A 20,706-nucleotide genomic window follows, 5' to 3' on the forward strand; every position below is an offset into this window, starting at 1 on the left:
TGGAAAGAATAAAGGCTGTCTCGTAAAAGGTCATTTTTTATGACCTTTTGAGACAGCCTTTTTGTCAAGTACTTTTCTAAAGAAACCAGACTGCATCAATCGGACAGACTATTTTTCCTTTGTTTACATCCTTCAGAAGTTTTATGAAGGACTTTTCTTATGCTCTCTTTCTGAATTAGTCTTCAAAAGTTTTATGACGGACATTCAGCACATACAATTGCTTCTTGTTGGACTTCATTGCCTCTATGAAGGACATTTACAAACTTGATTCCTTTATTTTTGTCCTTTACAGTAGCTCCAAAATCCTTCATTTTAGAAACTCATCGGACAGCCCTATCTTTTTTCAACTTTCATCGGTAATTCATATAGTCTTTCGCACAGTCTTCCATGATGAAAATCTGTGATCTGTAAATATCCTCATTTAATTCTCTATCACTTTTAATAAGTTGCATTTAGCCGTTTTTCCCATAAAAATATCCTAATAAAGCAGACTTTTTCTTTTTGGATTCCACTTTATTAGGATATATTTTATTGTGAGTATAGAAAAAGTTAAGGAATAAAGCGATCATTATGCTTGGCTTCAGGAAAGAATCTTTTTTAGCACTCTTCCGGTGTTCCAGCGTGTGTTGCAGTTCTAAAGGAGGCGCCGCAGCCGCAAGACGCAATCGCATTAGGGTTGTCTATCGTGAATCCTCCACCAAGCATCGATTGTTTATAATCAATCTTTGTTCCCTTTAATATAGGGGCGCTGTCTTTATCCACTAAAATCCGAATGCCGAATTGTTCAAATTCGTGATCATCTTCTTGTTTTTCTTGTTCAAACCCGATGCCGTATGAAAGTCCAGTGCAGCCGCCGCCTTTCACACCAATACGCAAATAGGCGCCTTCTTCTTCATTTTCTCTCATCATATCTTTTATTTGAAAAGCTGCCGCTTCGGTAAGCATAACAATTTCAGACATGACCCATCCTCCTTTTCATTAATTTTTGAGTCACTTTTAGTATACCTTTTCAGAAAAAAACTCTCAAATTTCTGAACCGGATTCATAATAATAGGTCCCCGTGCAAACCGTTTCAGCAGGTCCTTTCATCAAAATGTTCCCCTCGTCAGTCCATTTAATAAATAAATCGCCGCCGGCAAGATGGACAACTGTTTCTTTGCCTCTTGTTGTTTGCTCGTTTAATACGGATGCGACCACTGCCGCACATGCTCCGGTGCCGCAAGCTTGTGTGACACCTGAACCTCTTTCCCATACTCGAAAATGAAGCTCATGGTCGTTGACGATTTCGACAAATTCTACATTTACCCCTTCTGGAAATCTTGCATCTTTTTCGACAATCGGTCCCAATGTTGTTAATGGAGCTTTCTCAATATCGTCTACAAAAAAGATGATGTGTGGATTTCCCATCGAAACCGCTGTGACTTCATATTTCGAGCCGTTAAATTCCATGATTTCACCAATAGCTGTTTCATCTCCGTTTCCGGCCATCGGTATTTCCTTTTTTAACAGCTTAGGGTGACCCATATCAATTGTGACGCTTGATACTCGTCCATTTTCTTCATGGACTTCGGCTTCAACCAAGCCAGAAAGTGTTTCGATCAAAAACTTTTTCTCTTTTACTATGTTATGCTCATAAACATATTTTGCGACACAGCGCAAACCGTTTCCACAGTTTTTTCCTTCTGAACCGTCACTGTTGAAAATTCTCATTTTCACATTCGCACGTTCAGATGGAAGAATTAATATTAGCCCATCTGAACCGATGCCGGTATGAACGTTCGCAACTTTTCGCGCAATATCTGGCAGGAGATGCTCCGGAAGCGTTTCTTCGAATCCATTTACATAAATATAACTGTTTCCTAATCCATGCATTTTTGTAAATTGAAAAGTTTCCATCTTTTCCTCCAAAACAACAAAAAATTTGTTTTTATAAGTATAAAACGTTCAAAATTTGTTGACAATAAAAATATCCCCCGTTTTCATATATAAATAAAAGCTCCTCGGGAAATATAAGAGGGGCTTTTATTTTTTATATCATCAGCCTGCCGCTTCAAACACCTTGCTCATACGTAAAAAAAAGACTCATCCGCAAAGGCAAGCGTCGTACTGAGAAACAATATTGAGATTCATACTTACATTTTATAATATGCTCTCATACCTCGAATGAAATATTTAGAGACAGGATCAAAATAAGGAGAATCAAAAGCTTGTCTCCCTTTTAATTTTATCATTCACTTTTATTTTCTATTAAAACATTGGATTTTCTTCTAAAAATTGATAAATATTTTCCACTAGCTCTTCTGCCGTTTCCCCTTCTACCGCTTCTCCGTTTACAAGGGCAAAAAGCGATTCGTAGCATTGGCCGCAATACCCTAGGCAGCTGTATTCAACTATATCTAAATTAGGATCTTTTTCTAATTGTTCTAATGCTTTTTGTGAACCGTTTGCTAAGTTGCTGACACAAAACTCTATAATTGGTTTCACGTGAATTGTCCTCCTTCTATACTCAGTAGCCTATCATAATGCTTTTTTTCTTCATTGTCAAAGCATTGAACTTCAAGGCTCATTTAACATTTTGCCATAACAATTGTGCTATTTTTCCTTAAGTATGTTGTGATTTATACATAAATTCGTTATACTTTTAGTGGCATTTGTTACGATTGTCACAGTTTTGGGGTAAACATTTGCAGGGAAAAGGGGAATCGCGATGAGAAAGTTACTGCTCCTCGGAGGCGGCTATGGCGGCATGAGAATTCTTCACAAGCTGCTTCCCAATAACTTGCCGGATGGTGTCGAAATAACATTAGTGGATAAAAACCCTTATCATTGTTTAAAAACGGAATACTATGCGCTGGCTGCGGGAACGATTTCAGATCAGCACGTGCGCGTGGCCTTTCCAGAACACCCGAAATTGAACGTTCATTACGGTGAAGTCACGGACATTGACCTTGAACAAAAGCTTGTACATTTAAAAGATCAATCTCCAATCACGTATGATGATCTTATCATCGGATTAGGATGCGAAGACAAGTATCATAATGTTCCGGGTGCTGACAAATACACTTGCAGCATTCAAACAATCGATCAATCACGTGAAACGTATCAAAAGCTGAACAATTTAGGAGCAGGTGCAACAGTCTGCATAGTTGGAGCCGGATTGAGCGGCGTTGAATTGGCAAGCGAACTGCGTGAAAGCAGATCCGATTTAAAAATCAAGCTGTTTGACCGCGGAAAAGTGATCTTATCAAACTTCCCGGAACGATTAAGCAAATATGTCCAAACATGGTTTGAAGAGCACGGGGTTGAAGTAATCAACAGCGCCAATATTACAAAAGTTGAGCCAAATATGGTTTATAACCATGATGAACCGATTCCTTGTGATGTTGTCGTTTGGACCGCAGGAATTCAACCGAATTATGTCGTAAGGAAATTGAATGTTGAAAAAGACCGGCAAGGACGGGTTATTTTAACAAAATACCATCATCTTCCTCAAGATGAACATGTGTATGTTGTTGGAGACTGTGCAAGCCTTCCTTACGCACCAAGTGCTCAACTTGCCGAAGCGCAGGCTGAACAAATTGTACAAGTATTGCTCAAAAAATGGAACAACGAACCTCTTCCAGAGGAACTGCCGCCGTTCAAATTAAAAGGCGTTCTCGGTTCTCTCGGAAAAAAATCAGGTTTTGGGATGGTAGGAGATCGCGCACTCACTGGACGTGTGCCACGTCTTTTAAAATCAGGAATTCTTTGGATTTATAAATATCATAGTGGAGCATGAGAAAACCGGGCGTTCATTTGTACGTCCGGCTTCTCTTTTTCCGGAACTCTTTCACTGGAAAATATAAATCAAGAGAAATACAGTTGTCTATTATTTTGCATGCAAAAAAACGAAGCAGCGTTTTTTTTTTTTTTTTAGCGAATCTGTTCTTTTGGCTTGAAGAAATCGACAATGCACTTTTTCTTTCACAGTTCTGGATGACGAGTAAACTCTTTCTTACACAGGTTGGTAACCATGTTTTTCCATCTCTTGAAAAATCCTTTTTATCTTTGGATTTCCTTCTCCTACTACCACTCCATTTATGACAACAAGGGGATAAAAATATTCTTCCTTCACGATTTGATCGGCTATTTTCTTTTTCTCTTCATCTTCCGGAGGACAATATATATCAATATATGTGATGTCAAATGGCTGATCTGGATATTTTCTAGTCAGTGCTGCTTCCAGCCATTCAAATGTATCTTTTGCTGAAGGCGAATTTACACAGCTTGGACATAAGTTTTCTGCACCATAAACGCAAATTTCTACCGGTTTTCTCATGTTTGTTCTCTCCTATTTAATAAAATGATGATCTCCTAGATTATCCATATTAGATTTAAAAAAAATGTGATACAATGAATTTGAAACTTACAAATAGATTTTATCGCTCATTTTGAATATAATGATGGATAAGAAAGGAGTCGATAGTATGTCAGATGTTCAAATAAAAGAACAAGTACAGGAAGTTTTAGATAAGCTGCGCCCGTTTTTGCTTCGTGACGGCGGAGACTGCGAATTAGTTGATGTTGAAGAGGGCATTGTGAAATTGCGCCTTTTAGGTGCGTGCGGGAGCTGCCCAAGTTCTACCATTACTTTGAAAGCAGGTATTGAGCGGGCTCTGCTGGAAGAAGTTCCAGGCATCGTAGAAGTAGAACAAGTATTTTAATGAAACAAACCGGCGAAAAGCCGGTTTGTTTCTTTATATCAAGCTTTCAATATGAGTAAACCAAGACTTTGTCCCTTCATAATCAATTTCTAGCTGTGTTACTTCACAATGAGGAAAAGCCTCTTTTAGTTTAGGACGCAATGAGTGTCTCATGCCTTTTGGAGCAAAACACAATATCGTTGGACCTGCACCGCTCAATACAGTCCCGTACACACCGTGCTCTTTTCCTATCTTTCGAACAGCTGACAGTTCAGGAACTAGACTTTCCCTATACGGTTGATGGAATATGTCCATTTCCATCATTTGGCCTGCCAATTCCCAATTATTATTCATGATGCTCCCAACAAGCACATTGCTGATCGCACTGGCTTTCACCGACTGCTGAAATTTAAATGTCTTCGGCAAAACGCCTCTAGAATCCTTCGTATATAAATAATATGGCGGAATAACCGCGATAATATCCACATCCAGATTATCCACTTTTACAAAATATGTGTGGTCATCTGTTAAATAGCCGACCACTAGACCGCCTACTATAGAAGCTCCGGCATTATCCGGATGTCCCTCAAACTTGCTGGCAAAATGAATTTTTTCTTCATCGCTCAAATTCAGTTTACAAACACGATCGCAAAGCTCAATCCCTGCTGCAATGGCGGCCGCGCTGCTTCCGAGTCCTCTTGTCATCGGAATATCACTTGAAATTTCCACATAACATGCAGGAAGATTAACACTATGTTTTTCTGCTAGCTTGGAAGCGACTTTATAAATTAAATTCTCTTTCCCTTCCGGTACGTTTGCTACTTCTTCACTTACCGGCTTAAATGTCCAATTTTCCGCAAATGTAACGGCTAGTGTTAAATAGCGGTTTAAAGCGAGCCCTACAGAATCAAAACCGGGGCCAAGATTGGCTGTACTTCCGGGAACTTGAATTTTTAACATGTCTCCTTCTTTCATACATGCCCATCTCCCTTGAGATGGTCCATCACAGCTTTCTTTTCATTAGGCAGCACGATCGGCTGGATGGATGACACATCGATCGCAGTATTCGGATCTTTTAATCCGTTGCCGGTCAATACTGCTACAACTGTGCTTCCTTTCGGGATTTTCCCCGAATTTACATCTTTCATCACTCCTGCAATAGATGCACTTGAAGCAGGTTCAGCAAAAACGCCTTCCGTTCTTGCAATTAATTGATAAGCATCCAAAATTTCTTCATCTGTTACCATATCGATCTTTCCGCCTGATTCATTGGCAGCATTGACAGCAAATTCCCAGCTTGCTGGGTTTCCAATTCGAATGGCAGTTGCCACTGTTTCCGGATTTTCAATCACTTGATTTTTTACAATGGCTGCGGCGCCTTCCGCTTCAAAACCGTGCATTTTTGGAAGCCCTGTTTGGTGCCGCTCATTAAACTCTTTAAATCCTTTCCAATATGCTGTAATGTTTCCAGCATTTCCAACCGGAATCGCCAAATAATCCGGAGCTTTTCCCAGCTGTTCACAAATTTCAAACGCCGCTGTTTTTTGCCCTTCAATTCGGTAAGGATTTACAGAATTGACAAGAGTAATTGGCAGCTCTTCACAAATTTCACGAACCATTTTTAAGGCATCATCGAAGTTTCCTTCAATTGCAAAAATTTCTGCGCCGTACATAACTGCTTGGGCAAGCTTTCCAAAAGCGATTTTTCCGTTCGGTATAACAACAATGGAACGCAATCCTGCACGTGCCGCATAGGCGGAAGCAGCTGCAGACGTATTTCCAGTTGAAGCGCACATTATAGTTGTGCTTCCTTCTTCCACCGCTTTTGCAACTGCCATCACCATACCGCGGTCTTTAAATGAACCGGTAGGATTCGCTCCTTCTGTTTTCACATACAGCTCAACGCCTAATTTTTCAGATAATTTTTCTAAATGAATGAGAGGAGTATTACCTTCGTTCAATGTCAGCATCGGTGTTTTGTCCGTTACTGGCAAAAATTCTTTATATTTTGCAATTAGTCCATTCCATTTCATAATAAGCCGTTCCCTTCTACTCGATACGTACTTTTAACTTCCTTAACAACCTGCAAATCTCGGAGCTCCATTAAAATTTCCTCAAAATCTTTTTTCGATGCTTTATGGGTAACGATGACAATTTCCGCTAAATCTTTATTTTTCAGAGGTAATTGGAGAATTTTCTCAAAGCTTACACCTCTGTCTGAAAAGAGGGATGTAATTTTTGAAAAAGCTCCAACTTGATCTTCTACGTGAATTCGTAAAAAGTATTGGGCAAAAATTTCTTCAGGTGCCTTCAATTGTTTCTGATATTGCGGGGCTACGGCGCTTCTTCCATTTACACCTAGACGCATGTTTTTCAATACGCCTACTAAATCCGAAACAACAGCGGTTGCAGTTGGCAAGCTTCCTGCGCCAGGACCGTAAAACATTGTTTCCCCTACTGCTTCGCCGTACACATAAACCGCATTATATTCATCTTGGACGGAAGCTAACGGATGATGATCGGGCAGCAGTGCAGGCTGTACACTAACTTCAATTTTATCACCGCTTCGATGGGCGATGCCGATTAATTTCATCGTATAGCCGAGCCGTTTACTGTAATCAATATCCTCTTGTGTAATATCCGTTATCCCTTTTACTTCCACATCTTCTAAATCTACTTCCATAGAAAATCCAAGTCTTGCCAAAATCGCCATCTTTCTCGCTGCATCCAAGCCTTCTACATCAGAAGTCGGATCAGCTTCTGCATATCCTAATCTTTGCGCTTCCTTCAGCACTTCTTCATAAGGGGTTCCGTATTTTGACATTTTCGTTAAAATAAAGTTTGTCGTTCCGTTAACAATCCCCATCATTTTTGTAATCCGGTCTGACGCCAATCCATCTACCAATGTACGCAGAATCGGGATGCCGCCTGCGACACTTGCTTCATAAAAAAGATCGCAGCCGTTATCCGTCGCTTTTTTGAGCAACTCAGTTCCGTACACTGCCATCAAATCTTTATTTGCCGTCACAACATGCTTCTTCCGATTTAATGCTTCAAGCAAATATTCCCGTGTCTGCTCAATTCCCCCCATGACCTCAATAATGACGTCAATATCCGGATCTTCTATTACCTCATGAACATTTGTCGTTAATTGGGAAGGTTCTACATGAACGTCTCTTTTTTTATTTGTATTTTGAACAAGAATTTTTTTTACTTTCACCGGGCACCCGATTAAATGAATGAGCTTATCCTGGTGGTCTTCAATGATTTTTACTACTCCGCTACCAACGGTGCCTAAACCGAGCAGTCCTACTGAGATTGATTCCAACCAATTCATCTCCCTTATGTTTATTTATAATAGACAATTGTCTGCCGTAAAAAGACATTAACTGTTTTATAAGACATTATAAATTTCAATGACTGATTTTACAAGAGAAATTTTCATCATCCGCATATGTAAACGCTTTTTGGGCGTTTAAACAACGGCTGTTTTCGGTTTCTCGCCCGTTAACACACGTTGAATATTTTCGACGCAAAGTTCGATCATTTTTATGCGGGTTTCCCGACTCGCGCTGCCGATATGCGGAAGTGCTACAACTTGTTTCAATGATAAAAGCGGATGATTGGAATCAATCGGTTCTTCTTTAAACACATCCAATCCACAACCAGCGATTTCACCAGTTTTTAGAGCATTATACAAAGCGTTTTCATCAACAGATGCTCCTCTGCCAGCATTAACAAATATTGCACTTGTTTTCATTTTTTTAAAGGCTTCCTCGTCAAACAAGTTTTTCGTTTCATTTGTTAATGGTGTTAAATTAACGACAAAATCGGCTTTCTCTAGCAATTCATCAAATGTGCAGTATTTCGCTCCAAGCTCTTTTTCCACTTCCGGTTTCTTTGAACGATTATGATACAAAATTTCCATATCAAATCCTTTTGCCCGTCTCGCAACAGCTTCTCCAATTTTCCCCATCCCAACGATCCCAATCGTTTTATGATGGATATCGCTTCCTGCCAACAAAAATGGAGACCACCCTGTCCATTTTCCTTCTTTTACATAATCCGCAGCTTCAACCAATCTTCTTGCCGCTGCCATTAACAAAGCAAAGGTTAAATCGGCAGTCGTATCTGTTAGTACATCCGGTGTATTAGTTACAGTCACGCCGTACTTTTTCGACGCTTCGAGATCAATATTGTCATACCCGACTGCTAAATTAGCAACGATTTTTAATTTTTTGGCTTTTTGAAGCAGTTCTTCATCCACCCGGTCTGACAGCATTGTAAGCAGAGCATCAGCTTTTTTTGCCTTTTCCAATAATACAGACCTCGGACATGGAGAATCCTGCTCCCACATGTCGACAACTCCGATGGAACGAAGAGGATCCAATAGGTTTTCTGGCAGTTTTCTTGTTACAAAAATATATTGGGTCACTGATTCATCTTCTCCTTCTTCTAATAAATAGCTATTGTTTTGAATTGATATGACAAAATCAATGCTTTGTTCGAAACAGTTGCAAGATTTTAGCTGCTTTCTTTTTTATGATACCACAACAAAATGCGACTGAACCTTTTATAACCATGTCAAAGCCGGCAATACAATTTGCTTTTTCCTCAAATATATCATAGATGAAAACGAAGATAAAAATTGCTCATATTGCGAAGATGTTTGCAAAATTTTTTCCATTTGAAATTGCAGAGAATCCCTTTCTTCTTCCTCTGCAAGATAATAGTTTTCAACACATTCAAAATAATGAACAGGAAACAAAAGCCTGCTAAAAACTAACCGCCAAAAAAAAGAGGATAACGGAGACGCTCGGTCGTATTCTGCCAAAAAAAGCTCATCAATTGTTTGCCTTCCTGTCAGAAAATCATACCTTAAACATTCAGCAATATCTCTTCCTCCATGATCAAAAACGAAATCAACAGGCAATGAAAATGCGTTTTCCCATGTTTCTCTCGTAAAACGTTGATGACATATGGTGCCGGAATCAACCGGCAATGGTCGATCATCAAGCTCAGTATCCGCTAAATATTGGATGGCATTTTCGCCTAAGCCTAAATAATATGGAAAGGATTCAATAAATAGCTTGTCAAAGGCGTGATGAGGCTTTGAAGCAATTTGAATACTCCAAAATTGCTCCATTTGATCGATCCGCCTTGCCCATAAATTTCTCCATTGCCCAATTCGATTCGAATGAACGGGAGTAAAAGGCAGCCTTCTGCCAACTTCGTGAAAAAATGACAGCTCTTTTCCGAGAGAAGTTATATTAAGCCGCTTTGTTTGTTGAGGTATTTGAAACACAGCGTAGCGCGTTCCATTATGTTCTGCCGTAAGATCCCCATTTACAGTTAATAAAAACGAAGCAGCTTTTCTCTCGCTAGTCATAAGGAGATAACGACTCATTTCATACAGTTCATAAAGCTCCTTATGGTCAATATGTGAAACAGCAGCAATAAAACCGATATTTCTTTTTGTTTTAAACCCCTGCCATTGACCAATTGAAAAAAAGTCGAGTACATCTATTCCATAATGCTTTTTTAAAAGCTCTTTCATTCCTAGTTCCCCCTATAAATCCATTGTTCAAAAAAACACCCCAATATAAATAATGAAAAAATGCCATAAACTATAACATGTAGAAAAGCTTTTGTGTATACAATATAAAAAAGATGTTGATGCTTTTTGAAAATTTAAGCAAGAATTTATTGAAATCGGCGTCACAGCCGATTTCAGCACTTTCATATACTTGTAAAAGATAGGGTGAACGACATGGATAAAATAGAGCAAACTGCAAGAAAATGGCTGAAAGATAGAGGAGTTACACCGGATGACATCGCAGAGCTCGTCTATTTTTTACAGCAGCAATATTATCCGAACTTAACAAAGGAAGACTGTTTGCAAAACGTGGAAAGAGTTCTTTCGAAAAGAGAGGTTCAAAATGCCATTTTAACCGGAATTCAATTAGATGTTCTAGCAGAAAAGGGGGGTTTACAGGAGCCTCTTCAGTCGATCATCCAATCGGATGAAGGATTATATGGAATTGATGAAATTCTTGCATTTTCCATTGTGAATATTTACGGATCAATCGGGTTTACGAACTATGGCTATATCGATAAACAAAAGCCTGGTATACTTGCTCATTTAAACGATAAAAGCACAGGTAAGTGTCATACTTTTCTAGATGATATTGTCGGAGCCATTGCAGCGGCAGCTTCAAGCCGGCTCGCCCATCGATCCACTGATTCACAGTAGGGGCAGCGGAGCACCTATTGTGAAATCAGCTGGAAAAGAAAAAGGCTTCATCATAGCACATGCCATTCCGAAAGGTTATTCACTGTATAAGTCGGTTGTATTTCTTTGTGTTTTAAGTGTTCTTTCGTTGTTACGCCTGTATGCACAAGAAGGGTGTCCATCCCTGATTGGATACCTGCCTTAATATCCGTCTCGTAATTATCTCCGACAAGAAGCGTTTCTTCTTTTTTCGTTTTCAGCATTTTCAGCCCTTGCTCTACAATAATTTTTTCAGGTTTTCCGATAAAAATCGGCTGAACATTTGTAGATACTGAAATGACCGATGTAATGGCGCCATTGCCTGGAAGCAGTCCTCGCTCAGTCGGCAGAGCAGTATCCCCGTTTGTTGAAATAAATGTTGCACCTGCGCGAACCGCTAAACAGGCCTTGGCAAGCTTTTCATAATTGATGTTTCGGTCAATACCCACAACGACAAAATCCGGATTTTCATCGACGAAGCGAAAACCTTTTTCCTCCAAGGCCTTTCGCAGCCCCTCTTCTCCGATTACATATATAGAAGCATTTTGTTTTCTTTCCCAAATAAAGTTGGCTGTGGCAATGCTTGAAGTTAAAATTTGATGCTCTTCCGCCGGAATGCCGAGACTGATTAGTTTTTCAGCTACTTGCTTCGGAGTTTTAGAAGAATTGTTTGTCATAAATAAGTACGAAATTCCTTTTTCCTTCAGTTTTTTAACAAATTCTTCAGCTTCTTCAATTTTTTCTGTACCCCGATACATGGTGCCGTCTAAATCGATGAAATATCCTTTATATTTCTTCAATTTTTTTTCACTCCTTCAATCAATCCATTACGGCTTAAAAGCTGTAACTGGTCCAAGTTCATCTTCCAAGTAGGTTCGAACACGATGGCAAAAATTTCTCAAAACTTGTAAATGGGTTGATACTGAATCATACAGTTCTTCATGCCGTATGTTTAAATAATCTTGAACGAGCATTTTTCTGTAGGAAATTAATTTTTTTAATCCTTCCGCATCCCTGCTGTCAACGACAGATTCATCTTCTAAAATGTCAATAATGTCTTCATAGCTGCCCGGGTCCCGCATAATAAAACCGTCAATAATTCCGTTTCCGATATCTAAAATCGCCTCAATCAACAATTGGGCAATCCGCTCCAACGCTTTTTTTTCAACATCAGACTCCCACTGTTGATGGCCTTCAAACATGGATACAAGATCTTCTACAAATTTTACAGTATCTTCAATCTTTTTTCTGTCCACAAAATACATATGATTTCTTTCCTTTCTTAAGGTTTTTGTATCCGTTTTTTATTTTACCATACTCGACCATTTGAACTACCTACTACTTTACACACTTTTGAGTTTTTTAAAGCAGAGACACTAAATCCTCTCGTTAGACGGATCGATTTTGGCAAACAGAGCTGATGTTTCTAAAATTTGGATTTCGTGATTGAGCAGGCGTAAGCTTTCCGCGGTTTGATACATCTTGCATGCCGGGTAGAATCCGCTTAGATTTTTTCAATTTAGTAAAGAAATTCCTAAACGCGCACAAAAAATTGCTTTTACAGATGACGATTTTTCATGACAAGCAGAGGAGGATTTTGAATATGACTTTCGTGCCGATTCATGATATGTTTCTCCAATTAACTTCCCATTCGATACAGAAATCATGGGCTGATTGGCAGCAGATGTGCGGGCTGATAAAAAAATTGTGTTATTTTGCTTCTATTTCAACAGAAAAATCGCTATGCGAATCGAAGCAGAGGTAAGTTTTCTCACAAATTTGCGATAAATCGTTGTGAATGCATCATCTTATGCTACAATGCAATTATAAGAAACGGAGGTAATGAATCATGGCCGAACGCTTTTTTTTGTATGATGAAACCGTCGAGACAAAAACAAGATTTGTTAGCTTTATGGGAGAAAATCAACGCTTTGATTTAGCCATTATTCAATCGGACCGCTATTACGGAAAATATCTTGTACTAAATTTGCAAAGCAACCGGTTTGCGATCATTGGGGAAGATGATCTTAAAGAACCGGGGTATTTAGAAGATGTTTATCAATTAAATGATGAAAACGCAAAAGAGCTTCGGGAGTTTTTATATGAGATCGTCTAATGAATAAATTACCTTCCATGAGGAACGATAATGGTAAAATCATGGACAGGTGAACAAAATGGACAAACAAAATGAATATACTGATTTTTCAGTAGTGGAAACAATGCGAAACTATATTATCCCGGAGGATATGCCGGAAGGCGCCTACGGAGCTCCGCGGGGAAAGGATGAACCTGTGGAGAATAAAAGCACACCTTGGGAAGAAGGTCAGCGTCCATACAGCAGTTTTAACTATGAATTCAAATCCTTGCATCAGAATTTGCCGAGACAATTTCCGGGCAGTCATCCTCCTCATGATGAACCTGATAAAAATGAAGAAGACCCGTATGAAATAAAGTAATCAGGACGGCTGTATGCCGTCCTGATTACTTTTTCACACCCAGATGTTTTTGCATCTGGCGTTTATTTTTTTATTTTCTTTAATACAAAATAAGCACAGCCGAAATTGCAATATTCATACAAATATTCATCTAATGAGCTGATTTTCGTATCATGTGTTGCTTTTTGGTTTTGATCATCAAAAAATCCTCTCAGCCGCAATTGGCTATATCCCCAATCGCCGACAATATAATCATATTTGTTTAAAATTTCACTGTACCTTGCTTTAAAAGCCTCTTCATTAAAACCATTTTTAAAATCTTTTATAAGCTCGTATGTTTGATTAAAAATTGTGATCATTTACAAATTCACCCTCTTCCATATGTTTATCATAAACAAATGATTTCCCTCCATCAATTGCCTGACAACAATTTTTTAAAAGCGGCAATCCTAAAATTATAAGGAGGTGCTGAAATGAAAAAAAGGCTTTTTACTCCTTTTATCATAGCTGCGCTTGCAGCCAGCGGGTGCCAATATGATCAAGAAGGAAAAGGTCTATATAATGAAAACGGGAATACGGTAAACGTGGCAGAAAGAAATGATAATTATAACAGCAATAAAGATTCAGACAGCTTTGGATATGTCCGGCATCAAAAAAGTCCAACAGCCGGAATAGAGAAAGCCACAGTAAAAACTCCTGTCATCAATCGGGAACAATTAGCAGACGTAATCGGAAGGCTTGCCGTCCAGCTTCCAAATGTTCATGATGCTGCTACGCTCGTAACAGATGAAGAAGTTCTTATAGCGTATAAAACCGATTCAAACAACAAATTTGAAACAGCTGACCAAGTGAAAAAGACAGCTGCATCCATTGTTCCGCGTTATTTTCATATTTATGTAACCGATAATCCTAATCTGTTTAATGAAATCGAATCATACAGCACTCTTGATGGAGAGTCTCCAAATATTAACCGCAATTTAAACCAGACCATTCAGCGCATGTTAAAGTCTCCCCAAGGAAGAAAATTGAATGCTGGTGAAAATGCAAATGGCGAAGGATTCGGAGAAATGAACGAAAGTATTGATCACGACATAAAAGATCAATGAAATAAGCGTTGATGCATAGGTGAATTTTTTAGAGGTTATTTACCTATTTTTATTAAAACGGGCCGTCAAGAAATTCTTGACGGCTCTGTGGCTTTAAGCTTTTGCCTGCCGCTGTTTGGCTGCCTCATTTACTTGTTCATCAGCATGATAAGACGAACGGACTAACGGACCTGCCTCGCAATGGCTGAATCCTTTTGACAAAGCAATTTCTTTTAATTCTGCAAATTCATCTGGATGGTAAAATTTTTGAACTTTTAAATGTTTTTTCGTAGGCTGCAAATATTGTCCGATTGTGATGATGTCAACATGATTTGCACGAAGGTCGTCCATCGCTTCGATAATTTCTTCTTTCGTTTCCCCAAGCCCGATCATAATGCTTGATTTTGTCGGAATATCCGGATTGATTTCTTTTGCTCTCCGCAAAAACTCCAAAGAACGTTCATAGGTTGCACGAGCGCGAACCCTTGGGGTTAAGCGCCGAACAGTTTCAATATTATGGTTTAAAATATCAGGTTTAGCATCCATTAATGTTTTTAAATTTTCGTACACTCCGCCCATGTCAGATGGAAGAACTTCTATTGTAGTAAATGGATTTTTTTTGCGCACAGCACGAACCGTTTCAGCAAAAACGGCTGCTCCGCCATCTTTCAAATCATCACGGGCAACTGCAGTGATGACAACATGCTTTAAGTTCATAATGCGGACGGAATCCGCTACACGCTCCGGCTCTTGCCAATCAAGCTCGGTTGGCAGTCCTGTTTTCACTGCACAGAAGCGGCATGCGCGTGTACAAACGCTTCCTAAAATCATAAATGTTGCCGTTCTTCTCACTGCCCAGCATTCATGAATATTGGGGCATTTCGCTTCTTCACAAACCGTATGAAGCTTTTGCTCGCGCATCAATTTTTTTAACCCTGTGTAATTCTCGTTTGTATTTAATTTTATTTTAAGCCATTCAGGTTTTCGTAAACTTTCTTCTTTTTGAGCCATTTTTCATCATCTCCAATATGTAATCATTAAAAAAATAAAGATGATACACTATAGTCAATTTAACATAATGAAAGATATTGGACAAGAAAAAGGAATTTTATATTCCTTCAATTTCCAGCCATTGAAACTTTACTTTTTTCTTACACTAAGACATGACATGATGGAAAGGAGTTTATCAATTGTGGTTCTCAGAAAAATGTTATTATTGGCTGCACTTTTATCTTTATTTTCCAGCCATGCCAATGCGTCCAGTCAATTAACTGAACAACAAATAAATCATTTGCGAATGAGCCTGTATAAAAAGGTGGAAGCCATCACCCAGATTCCTTGGTATGTATTGGCTGCGTGCGACCAATACGAACGAAACGTCAGAAAAATAAAAAATGATATCCCAAAACAAAAAGGAGTTATTGGCATTTACATTCCTCCTGATAAATGGGCTGGGACAGCCAATCCGAATTTGAACGACCAAAATCCGGTTAGCATTCAGCTGTTCGGGGGAATCGGAATGGATGGAAACGGCGACGGCAAAGCGCAAATGGATCATGATGAAGATGTCTTATATAGTTTTGCACATTTTTTATCAAAATATGGTAATGATATAGAAAATTTAAAAATTGGTTTATGGTCTTATTATCACCGTGATAAAACGGTCGGAATTATTTTAGGTCATATGAAATTGTTCAAACATTTCGGGCATCTGCAATTAAACGAGCATGCTTTTCCTCTTCCCGTCAGAACTGATTACAGCTACCGTGACACATGGGGAGATGCGCGCGGATGGGGCGGCCGGAGAATTCATGAAGGCACAGATATATTTGCACATTATGGCGTACCGGTTCGTTCCACTTGCTACGGAATTGTCGAAATGAAAGGCTGGAATCGCTATGGGGGCTGGAGAATCGGTATTCGGGACATTCAGAATACGTACCATTATTTTGCACATTTAAACGGCTTTGCCAAAGACATTCACGTTGGACAAATCGTAAAACCGGGGCAAATCATCGGTTCTGTCGGAAGCAGCGGCTACGGCCCTCCAGGAACATCTGGCAAATTCCCGCCGCACTTGCATTACGGGATGTATAAAGACAACGGTAAAACCGAGTGGTCTTTTGACCCTTATCCGCATTTAAAACTATGGGAACGGCTTGAATGGCAAAAAGAAAAAAAATAAAGAGCCCGCACCAACTCAGGAACGGGCTCTTTATGAATCAATTTTATGTTTTTTACTCGACTGAATGGCAATTGCTTGCGGCTATATCGCTGATCAAATGATAGAAAATACTTTTTCATGTCTGTTGAAAAATCCATTAAGGAATACATCTTATTTAAATTCATATATGGTACGTTTTGGAAACTTCTTTCATCTGTACACTATAGATGAGCAATAATCATTCTTTTATAAAAAGATAATGGTTGTTTTTTATTTTTCTACCATTTTCAATAGTGCTTCTTTGCCTGTCATCCCTGCCTTAATGCCAATTGCCTCCGCTTCTGTTGTGACTGATTCCAATGGGGCTTCAAGAAGCTGCTCAATTGTCCTCACTCCGACAGCGCGGCCGGCAATAATTTTTCTCTCTTTTAATTTTTCATTCAATAAGGCTACATCAAGCGCACCGCACATAATATAACCTTTTTCGGCTGTAACAGCCATGAAATTCGTTTTTGGCAGCTGAATGGTAATGGCGGTAAATTGATGATCACCAATTTTAACCGGCGATACAGATACCATAAAATACCCTCCTTCCCTACTTCACTTTATGAAAGGAAAGGAGATGTTGACAAAAATTTATTGATGGATTTGCAGGAACTGTTTCGATAATTTCCAAGCAAGTACATCTCTTAGCAATTCAGGCATGAAGTATATTTTATTCTTTACACGGCTTAATTGCGGATATAATGGACCTAATGTAAACATATCAATAGTTGCCACTGCATACACATGATTTTGATCAAGATGTTTTCCATTTACAAAGATCTTTTTCACATGTTCCTTGCCATCTTCCAACGTTTCCATGACCGTTTCAATGCCGTCAAAAACCATACGCCCCATTACTTTGCCTCTGAAGCCTAATCCTTTAAGCTTCAATTGCTCCATTTCTTTTGTCCGTGCTTGTAAAATAACTTCTTTTAATTGATCGCCTTGAACCATGATTTTACAAGGATTAATCGGATGAGGACAAATCCGGTGCAAATCGCCTTTTGTGACGAGTCCTTTCGGAAGCGATTCAAGCAATACTCCGGCATTCACCATGGAAACTTCCCCATCGCACCATTCTTTTAAAGCGGAAGCCAACAGCTTTGCAAATGGTGAATCTGAAAACCAATCAATCCGTAATTCTTCTTTTAATTCCACAACAGCTTCGTTAAGTTTTTGAGCACTTTCAGCTTTTTTTTGATCAAGCCACTTTATGGTAAAAACATCTTCTTTTTCAATCGTTTTCGTTTCAATAATCTCCGCTTTTTTATTTACCAGCTTCTTTTGAGCAGAGTCGATCTTAAGTTCAATATGTCCAAGCCACTGTCCAAACTTTCCTGCTCCCGCCAAAAGCGTATTGCCTACAAGCTTTCCACGATCAAGCACATGATGTGTATGGGCTCCTAATATAACATCGATATCAGGAAATTGTTGAGCAATCCATTCATCATCGGATATTCCAAGGTGTGATAAAAGAATGATAACATCTGCTTTGCCCCGGATTTCCTCCAATGTTTCTTTTATATTTGCCATCGGTTCTGTTATCATCCACCCTAACTGACGGTAAAATTGCTCAAAGCAAACCGTTACGCCTAAAATACCGATTCGGACTCCATTTTGTAAATGTTTAATTACATAAGGCTTTGCCCATTTTGGTCTAGTACCGTCTAAGTAAAATAAATTAGACACAATGACCGGGAATTGTGCATGATTATACAGCCGATCCAATGCTTCAAAAGGAAGAGTAATTCCTTCATTATTTCCAATCGTTATTGCATCTGGAGTTAAATGATTCAGCAGCTCAACATTTGCGACTCCCCCGGTCGCTTCAGTAATTGGGTGAAAGCGATCGACGTGATCGCCGATATCGAATAAAAAAACAGTTTCGTTTTTACTTTTATGAATATGTTTTTTTGTTTTTAGATAATGAACGATTTTCGGCCAATTTTCAAAATGACTGTGCAGATCATTCGTATGATATATATGAACCGTCTCAATCAAAGTCGCTCTCTCCTTCAGTGGGATACTTTTCAAAACACTCAAATAAATCAAGCTGCCTTGGCGCTAAATCATGATATGTAATTCCTAACTTTTTCATCAGTTCTTTTCCATTGTCCGCCGCGTCTCCGCCCGAGTTGTTGTTGAAAATGAGATAGAGATCTTTAGTTTGCTTTTTCAGCATTTTTATGTGTCCTTTCCATTCATCAAGCTCTTGTTCATTATATCTATATAAATATCGTACTTCACGCCAATTCCCTTCTTTTGGCCTCAGCCATCCATGAACATTTCGTCCATGAAATCTTACCAAGGTCTTTTCTCTATTCGTGCAATATAATACGGTCGGAACTGAATTTTCCCCTGCCTGCGGCTCATCACAAATGGTGTGAATCCACCCTTCCTTCTCCATGAATTGAAGCGTTTTTTCATAATATGTAGGAAGGAACCAGGAGCGGTGGCGAAATTCTAGTGCACAAGGGGCATCCTTCATTTGCTCTTTGCACCATCGCAAGAAATCAACATTTTCTCTTTTGCAGTGAAACCAAGGGGGAAATTGAAAAAGAACCATTGCCAATTTATTCGCTTCTTGAAAGGGCTGAATCATTTTATAAAAAGCAGCGAACATTTCTGAGCGGCTTTCGAAAGATCCTAAGCCTGTTTCGTGTCCAGTCATTCCTTTATACGCCTTTACAATGAATTGAAAATTTTGGGGCGTCTCGTTCACCCATTTTCGAACGTTTTTCTCAGGCTGTATCGAATAAAAAGTGGAATCGACCTCAACAACAGGAAAATGTCCTGCATAAATCGTTAATTTATCATTCGATGATGTTCCGGATGGATAGAGAGAATCATGATCTCCCCAACCTGTCAAGCCTATGTAAATCATTTCTTACTCCTATCAATGTAGTCTTTATATACTCATCATAATACAGCATCGAAAAAGATTCACGATTTAAGCACTTTTTTGTTATAAAAGGCTGGCAGTATTTTTGGACATTGTATTTATAACAACAATAAAAATAAAGAGTTTTGCAACAAAAAAGTTCAAATATCTCATCCTGTACAGTTGCTGATCGAAGAAACAGGTAAAGTAAAGATGTTATAAGGATCTATGATCAGGAAATAATTCACAGATTCATCATTTACAACTTGAAAAAGCTGATGCTGCCAATTGGACTACTTCAGATAGAAAAATTACAGAAAATGGTATAATAAACATATAAGAGCACAGTTTGGCCAAATGATAAAATACACCGTATTCTACAATTTTAGTAACCTCATACAACTGTAAAAGGATTTCCATAGAAAGATTGTTAGTCCTTGCTGGATGAATGATAAAAGGAGTGATAGCCACAACATGTCAGTACGAATCAAAATGACTTTAGATGCTTTGAATAAAAGACTAGATGAAAAGAATATGCTGGTTGTTCAAAATGAAGAAGGATTTTTAGGAAAACTACAATTTCGTTTCAATCCCCCTGCAACAGAAGAAGAAATCAAGAAGCTGCCTTTTAATATTCCTAGTGACTATGAAGACTTTCTGAAAATATGTAATGGTGCTACATTATTTGATGATCCTGAAAACGGAGGTGGACTGCAATTATTATCTGTCGAAGAGATACTAGAGGATTATCAATATATTGATTATCCTCCAGATTGGTTTCCTATTGGATATGGCTACGATGGCTGCCGGCTCATTATAGCTTTAGCTCCCGAAAGAAAAGGATATCTTTATTGGCTTGACAACGGCGGAAGTTTGGACGATCCGTTTGGGTTTCTAAACCTGACTTTTGAAAAATGGTTTGATTACTTTATAGTAGCCCAAGGTAGTAAGTTTTGGGAATGGATATGGGATTTTAATAGGTAAATTATCGCTTAGGGCTAAATATATTTTGATCGTATAAATAAGTTTGCTTCTTCTTTATGAAAGGGTCTCATTAAAAAGGATGCGGCTTCAGAAAATGACGCGCAATACAAATGTATTAAGGTGGTTGTGTTGAAGATCGTGAAAGAAGCCGTGATTGTT

25 protein-coding genes are annotated in these 20,706 nt (G+C 38.8%); 9 read left to right on the top strand and 16 right to left on the bottom strand.

Features of this window, described 5'->3' with window-relative positions; genetic code table 11:
• Positions 1-597: 597 nt before the first annotated feature.
• The 3 genes from NSQ94_RS14755 to NSQ94_RS14765 form a co-directional block, all read right to left on the bottom strand.
• The gene (locus tag NSQ94_RS14755; protein ID WP_063387075.1) at positions 598-960 is read right to left on the bottom strand and encodes an iron-sulfur cluster assembly accessory protein; all 363 of its coding nucleotides are present in this window, start codon (positions 958-960) and stop codon (positions 598-600) included.
• A 63-nt stretch (positions 961-1,023) separates the two neighbouring features.
• Entirely contained in the window at positions 1,024-1,896 is an 873-nt protein-coding gene (dapF, locus tag NSQ94_RS14760) for a diaminopimelate epimerase (RefSeq protein WP_066249227.1), read from the bottom strand.
• Between the two features lie 351 nt (positions 1,897-2,247).
• Positions 2,248-2,484, bottom strand: coding sequence for a YuzB family protein (locus tag NSQ94_RS14765; RefSeq protein WP_063387077.1), 237 nt, complete (start codon positions 2,482-2,484; stop codon positions 2,248-2,250).
• A 223-nt stretch (positions 2,485-2,707) separates the two neighbouring features.
• On the opposite strand from NSQ94_RS14765, the gene NSQ94_RS14770 reads away from it, so the two are divergent.
• Positions 2,708-3,778: an NAD(P)/FAD-dependent oxidoreductase gene (locus tag NSQ94_RS14770; protein ID WP_063387078.1), complete on the top strand. Its 1,071-nt coding sequence runs from the start codon at positions 2,708-2,710 to the stop codon at positions 3,776-3,778.
• Between the two features lie 216 nt (positions 3,779-3,994).
• Here NSQ94_RS14770 and NSQ94_RS14775 read toward each other — a convergent pair whose 3' ends face one another.
• Positions 3,995-4,318, bottom strand: a complete 324-nt coding sequence (locus tag NSQ94_RS14775) for a YuzD family protein (protein WP_066249224.1) — start codon at positions 4,316-4,318, stop codon at positions 3,995-3,997.
• Positions 4,319-4,442: 124 nt separating this feature from the next.
• Between NSQ94_RS14775 and NSQ94_RS14780 the strand changes: the two genes are divergently transcribed.
• Entirely contained in the window at positions 4,443-4,703 is a 261-nt protein-coding gene (locus NSQ94_RS14780; protein WP_232515736.1) for a NifU family protein, read from the top strand.
• Positions 4,704-4,736: 33 nt separating this feature from the next.
• Here the strand turns inward: NSQ94_RS14780 and thrB are convergent, their stop codons facing one another.
• The 5 genes from thrB to yutH form a co-directional block, all read right to left on the bottom strand.
• Positions 4,737-5,657: a homoserine kinase gene (thrB, locus tag NSQ94_RS14785; RefSeq protein ID WP_063387081.1), complete on the bottom strand. Its 921-nt coding sequence runs from the start codon at positions 5,655-5,657 to the stop codon at positions 4,737-4,739.
• Complete coding sequence (thrC, locus tag NSQ94_RS14790; RefSeq protein WP_063387082.1) at positions 5,654-6,715, bottom strand: threonine synthase; 1,062 nt, start codon at positions 6,713-6,715, stop codon at positions 5,654-5,656. The genes thrB and thrC overlap by 4 nt, the downstream gene beginning before the upstream one ends.
• On the bottom strand, positions 6,712-8,010 hold the full coding sequence (locus NSQ94_RS14795) for a homoserine dehydrogenase (RefSeq protein WP_186439305.1): 1,299 nt from the start codon (positions 8,008-8,010) through the stop codon (positions 6,712-6,714). Before NSQ94_RS14795 ends, thrC begins: the two co-directional genes overlap by 4 nt.
• 147 nt (positions 8,011-8,157) lie before the next feature.
• Positions 8,158-9,117, bottom strand: a complete 960-nt coding sequence (locus NSQ94_RS14800) for a D-glycerate dehydrogenase (protein ID WP_327863260.1) — start codon at positions 9,115-9,117, stop codon at positions 8,158-8,160.
• A 138-nt stretch (positions 9,118-9,255) separates the two neighbouring features.
• Positions 9,256-10,239: a spore coat putative kinase YutH gene (gene yutH, locus NSQ94_RS14805; protein ID WP_339229529.1), complete on the bottom strand. Its 984-nt coding sequence runs from the start codon at positions 10,237-10,239 to the stop codon at positions 9,256-9,258.
• 213 nt (positions 10,240-10,452) lie between these two features.
• Here yutH and NSQ94_RS14810 point away from each other — a divergent pair, with 213 nt between their 5' ends.
• Positions 10,453-10,935: a phosphatidylglycerophosphatase A gene (locus tag NSQ94_RS14810; RefSeq protein WP_063387086.1), complete on the top strand. Its 483-nt coding sequence runs from the start codon at positions 10,453-10,455 to the stop codon at positions 10,933-10,935.
• 50 nt (positions 10,936-10,985) lie between these two features.
• Here the strand turns inward: NSQ94_RS14810 and NSQ94_RS14815 are convergent, their stop codons facing one another.
• Both NSQ94_RS14815 and NSQ94_RS14820 read right to left on the bottom strand, forming a co-directional pair.
• Positions 10,986-11,753 carry a TIGR01457 family HAD-type hydrolase gene (locus NSQ94_RS14815; RefSeq protein WP_063387087.1) on the bottom strand — a complete coding sequence of 256 codons (768 nt, stop codon included), beginning with the start codon at positions 11,751-11,753 and terminating at the stop codon, positions 10,986-10,988.
• A 27-nt stretch (positions 11,754-11,780) separates the two neighbouring features.
• Positions 11,781-12,218 (bottom strand): DUF86 domain-containing protein, encoded by a 438-nt coding sequence (locus NSQ94_RS14820; RefSeq protein WP_063387088.1) that lies wholly within the window; start codon positions 12,216-12,218, stop codon positions 11,781-11,783.
• Between the two features lie 338 nt (positions 12,219-12,556).
• On the opposite strand from NSQ94_RS14820, the gene NSQ94_RS14825 reads away from it, so the two are divergent.
• The 3 genes from NSQ94_RS14825 (at position 12,557) to NSQ94_RS14835 (ending at position 13,409) form a co-directional block, all read left to right on the top strand.
• Complete coding sequence (locus NSQ94_RS14825; protein ID WP_157727910.1) at positions 12,557-12,718, top strand: hypothetical protein; 162 nt, start codon at positions 12,557-12,559, stop codon at positions 12,716-12,718.
• Positions 12,719-12,802: 84 nt separating this feature from the next.
• Positions 12,803-13,069, top strand: a complete 267-nt coding sequence (locus tag NSQ94_RS14830; protein WP_339229532.1) for a DUF3055 domain-containing protein — start codon at positions 12,803-12,805, stop codon at positions 13,067-13,069.
• Positions 13,070-13,127: 58 nt separating this feature from the next.
• A complete protein-coding gene (locus NSQ94_RS14835) occupies positions 13,128-13,409 on the top strand; it encodes a hypothetical protein (RefSeq protein ID WP_063387090.1) in 282 nt (93 codons plus the stop codon).
• Between the two features lie 62 nt (positions 13,410-13,471).
• Here NSQ94_RS14835 and NSQ94_RS14840 read toward each other — a convergent pair whose 3' ends face one another.
• Entirely contained in the window at positions 13,472-13,747 is a 276-nt protein-coding gene (locus NSQ94_RS14840) for a YutD family protein (RefSeq protein WP_063387091.1), read from the bottom strand.
• A gap of 114 nt (positions 13,748-13,861) precedes the next feature.
• Here NSQ94_RS14840 and NSQ94_RS14845 point away from each other — a divergent pair, with 114 nt between their 5' ends.
• The gene (locus NSQ94_RS14845) at positions 13,862-14,494 is read left to right on the top strand and encodes a YhcN/YlaJ family sporulation lipoprotein (protein ID WP_063387092.1); all 633 of its coding nucleotides are present in this window, start codon (positions 13,862-13,864) and stop codon (positions 14,492-14,494) included.
• Between the two features lie 93 nt (positions 14,495-14,587).
• Here the strand turns inward: NSQ94_RS14845 and lipA are convergent, their stop codons facing one another.
• Entirely contained in the window at positions 14,588-15,484 is an 897-nt protein-coding gene (gene lipA / locus NSQ94_RS14850; RefSeq protein ID WP_063387093.1) for a lipoyl synthase, read from the bottom strand.
• A 196-nt stretch (positions 15,485-15,680) separates the two neighbouring features.
• Between lipA and NSQ94_RS14855 the strand changes: the two genes are divergently transcribed.
• On the top strand, positions 15,681-16,658 hold the full coding sequence (locus NSQ94_RS14855; RefSeq protein ID WP_130157080.1) for a M23 family metallopeptidase: 978 nt from the start codon (positions 15,681-15,683) through the stop codon (positions 16,656-16,658).
• Between the two features lie 249 nt (positions 16,659-16,907).
• Here NSQ94_RS14855 and NSQ94_RS14860 read toward each other — a convergent pair whose 3' ends face one another.
• The 3 genes from NSQ94_RS14860 to NSQ94_RS14870 are packed head-to-tail and all read right to left on the bottom strand — an operon-like array spanning position 16,908 to position 19,566.
• Positions 16,908-17,216, bottom strand: a complete 309-nt coding sequence (locus NSQ94_RS14860; RefSeq protein WP_063387095.1) for a DUF1805 domain-containing protein — start codon at positions 17,214-17,216, stop codon at positions 16,908-16,910.
• A 57-nt stretch (positions 17,217-17,273) separates the two neighbouring features.
• The gene (locus NSQ94_RS14865; protein ID WP_066249209.1) at positions 17,274-18,683 is read right to left on the bottom strand and encodes a bifunctional UDP-sugar hydrolase/5'-nucleotidase; all 1,410 of its coding nucleotides are present in this window, start codon (positions 18,681-18,683) and stop codon (positions 17,274-17,276) included.
• Positions 18,676-19,566: a DUF72 domain-containing protein gene (locus tag NSQ94_RS14870; RefSeq protein ID WP_066249206.1), complete on the bottom strand. Its 891-nt coding sequence runs from the start codon at positions 19,564-19,566 to the stop codon at positions 18,676-18,678. The genes NSQ94_RS14865 and NSQ94_RS14870 overlap by 8 nt, the downstream gene beginning before the upstream one ends.
• A gap of 471 nt (positions 19,567-20,037) precedes the next feature.
• Between NSQ94_RS14870 and NSQ94_RS14875 the strand changes: the two genes are divergently transcribed.
• Positions 20,038-20,547: an SMI1/KNR4 family protein gene (locus NSQ94_RS14875; protein ID WP_339211060.1), complete on the top strand. Its 510-nt coding sequence runs from the start codon at positions 20,038-20,040 to the stop codon at positions 20,545-20,547.
• Positions 20,548-20,706: the final 159 nt, after the last annotated feature.

The organism is Aeribacillus sp. FSL K6-2833, assembly GCF_037965815.1.
In the GTDB taxonomy this organism is placed as follows: Bacteria; Bacillota; Bacilli; order Bacillales; family Aeribacillaceae; genus Aeribacillus; species Aeribacillus composti.